The following is a 2,704-nucleotide window of genomic DNA, read 5'->3' on the forward strand; positions in this document are numbered from 1 at the left end:
GCATCCGCTCGCGGCGGCCCTGCGGTTCTTCGTGAACGGTGACAGCAGCAAACCGAACTACGGCCAACGCGCCGCGAAGATCGCCACGTTCATCCTGGACAAGCGCCCGAAAGTGGCCGCGAAGCTTCCAGCCGCGCTGCAAGCGGACCTGAAAGCGCTGAAGGACGCAGCCGACGGCGACCGGGTGGCCAAGGCAACCCACATCAGGGACACAGCCCTGAACGGCGGCTACGGCCCGAAGATCCAGGCGCAGGCAAAGCGGATGCAGGAGCAGAAAGCCGACCGCAAGGCTTAAACGGCGGCAAGGCTGGTTATTTGTGGCGGGACCGCCACAAATAACCAGCCTTGTTGTGCAGACGCGGGCCGCCCGCAGCCCCCGTCCGCCCTGTGTCTGGACCGGCAGTGTGCCTAGGCCGGAACGGGGTCCCGGTCCGGATCCGCCGCTACGAGGGGACCGTCGTCGAACGGCATTTCGTCGAGGTCGATCAACGGGTTGGTGTCCTGGGTGGCAACCAGCTCGCGGGCTTCGGCCTGCGTGTCCACGCTTGGCATGGAGCCCGGAAGTGGCCGCTGTGCGGATTCGCGCAGGAAGTAGATGGCGATTGCGCCAACCACGGACGTTCCCATGAGGTAATACGCGGGCATCATGTCGTTGCCGGTGCCTTGGATCAAGGCGGCGACAATGAATGGCGTGGTGCCGCCGAAGATCGCTACGGAGAAGTTGTAGGCGATGCCCATTCCCCCGTAACGGCTCGAGGTCGGGAACAGCGCCGGAAGCGCGGAGGCGAGGTTGGCTATATAGAACGTGACCGGGAAGGCGATCAGGGCCAGGCCGGCAAGCGTGGACCAAATGTCGCCGATGCCGATCAGCAGGAAGGCCGGAACAGCGAACACGACCGTGCTGACGGCCCCGATCCACAGGACGGGCCGGCGGCCGATCCGGTCGGAGAGCTTGCCCGTCAACGGGATGCAGACTGACATGACGACCAAAACGGGGATGGTCAGCAGCGTGCCATGAACGGGGTCGTAGCCCTTGGACTCGGTCAGGTACGTGGGCATGTAGGAAGTCAGCATGTAGCCCACCGTGTTGGCGGCTGCGGCTAGGATCATGGCGAGGATGATCTGGCGCCAGTAAGCCTTCACGATGCCGATGGGACCCTTGGCTACCGCGGCGTCGCCCGCTGCGGCGTCCGCGGCGAGGGCTTCCTGGGCATCCAAAGTGGCTTGGAACTGGGGTGATTCCTCGATCTTGCTACGGAAGTACACGGCGATGACGCCGAGCGGACCCGCAATGAGGAAGGGCAGTCGCCAGCCCCAGTCCTCCATGGCCGATTGGCCGATGGTGAGCTGCAGGATGGACACGAGCGCCGCGCCAAGGGCGAAGCCGATGTAGGAGCCCATGTCCAAGAAGCTCGCGAAGAAACCGCGGCGCTTGTCCGGAGCGTACTCGCTCACGAACGTGGTGGCGCCGGCGTACTCGCCGCCGGTGGAGAAACCCTGGACAAGCTTCAGGATGACGAGCAGTGCCGCTGCCCAGATACCGATTTGTGCGTAACCGGGCAGGAGTCCGACGGCGAAGGTGCTTGCCGCCATCAGCAAGAGTGTTGTGGCGAGCACCTTCTGGCGGCCCACCTTGTCGCCCAACCACCCGAAGACAACGCCGCCGAGGGGGCGTGCCACGAAGGTTGCGGCGAATGTTCCCAGCAGGAACAGGGTCTGCACGGACTTGTCCGCCTCGGGCAGGAAGACCGGCCCCATCGTGGTGATGAGGTAGCCGAACACGCCGACGTCGTACCATTCCATCGTGTTGCCGACGATCGTGCCGCCGAGTGCTTTTTTCAGCATGGGCTGGTCAACGACGTTGACGTCGGATACTTTGAGTCGACGGCGTGTTGGAAGTTTCAATTTTGAGGCACCGCGTGGTGCGTTCTTGCTCGTTGCAGCGGCGTTCCTAGCGCCTGCTGAAGAGTCGGTGATGCTTCGGTCTGTGGGCATTTGTGTTTCTCCTAGGGAGATCATTTGCTTGCGACATACAGCTGCTCCGCTCTGGGCAGGGTTTCAATTTTACGCGAGATTCGCCCAATCTTAGAGTTGGGCTCCGAATTTCGGGGCCATTCCGGGCCCTTTCGGGCACAAATGTCTGACATCCACGGACCCCCTGCAGCCCCGGAATCACGCGGATTTTGGCGTGCTCCGGAGGTGCGTTACCAAATTGTTTGATTCAGGGCCCCGGAACGCACAGTTTGCTGATCATTTCCGGTGGATTGCCCGTTGTTTTCCCAACACCACCGTGGCATCGAATTCTCCAGAATGGACCACCCGAGCGGACAGCCCGGCGTCCTCGAACAGGGCCGCCGTCGTCGCGGCCTGCCGGACGCTCGTTTCGATCAGCAGCCGACCACCGGGAGCCAGCCACAACGGAGCCTCCCCAGCGATCCTGCGCTGCACATCCAAACCATCCGAGCCGCCGTCGAGCGCCACCCGCGGTTCATGCAGTCGGGCCTCTGGCGGCATCATCCCGATCGAGTCCGTGGGGACGTAGGGAGCGTTGGCCACTAGGACGTCAACCCGGCCGCGAAGAGCATCCGGCAGCGCCGAATAGAGATCGCCTTCGTGCACCTGGCCGCCCACCGGGCCGAGGTTACGGCGGGCGCAGCAGACCGCAGAGGGGTCGACGTCGGCCGCGTGAAGCTCGATGCCGCCC

At 63.8% G+C, this 2,704-nt stretch carries 2 protein-coding genes and 1 pseudogene; 1 reads left to right on the forward strand and 2 read right to left on the reverse strand.

Going from position 1 to position 2,704, the window contains the following annotated elements; genetic code table 11:
- The coding region (locus AHiyo1_RS09440) for a hypothetical protein (protein ID WP_172465554.1) at positions 1 to 295 on the forward strand (295 nt) is incomplete at its 5' end.
- Between the two features lie 113 nt (positions 296 to 408).
- Here AHiyo1_RS09440 and AHiyo1_RS09445 read toward each other — a convergent pair.
- The gene (locus tag AHiyo1_RS09445; RefSeq protein ID WP_059388399.1) at positions 409 to 1,995 is read right to left on the reverse strand and encodes an MFS transporter; all 1,587 of its coding nucleotides are present in this window, start codon (positions 1,993 to 1,995) and stop codon (positions 409 to 411) included.
- A 255-nt stretch (positions 1,996 to 2,250) separates the two neighbouring features.
- Positions 2,251 to 2,704: pseudogene (locus AHiyo1_RS09450) on the reverse strand (putative protein N(5)-glutamine methyltransferase); the annotation flags it as partial.

The organism is Arthrobacter sp. Hiyo1 (genome assembly GCF_001263615.2).
Lineage (GTDB): Bacteria > Actinomycetota > Actinomycetes > Actinomycetales > Micrococcaceae > Arthrobacter.

Coding starts and splice junctions, on each gene's coding strand:
- AHiyo1_RS09445 (WP_059388399.1), bottom strand. CDS start 1,995: ATGCCCACAGACCGAAGCATCACCGACTCTTCAGCAGGCGCTAGGAAC.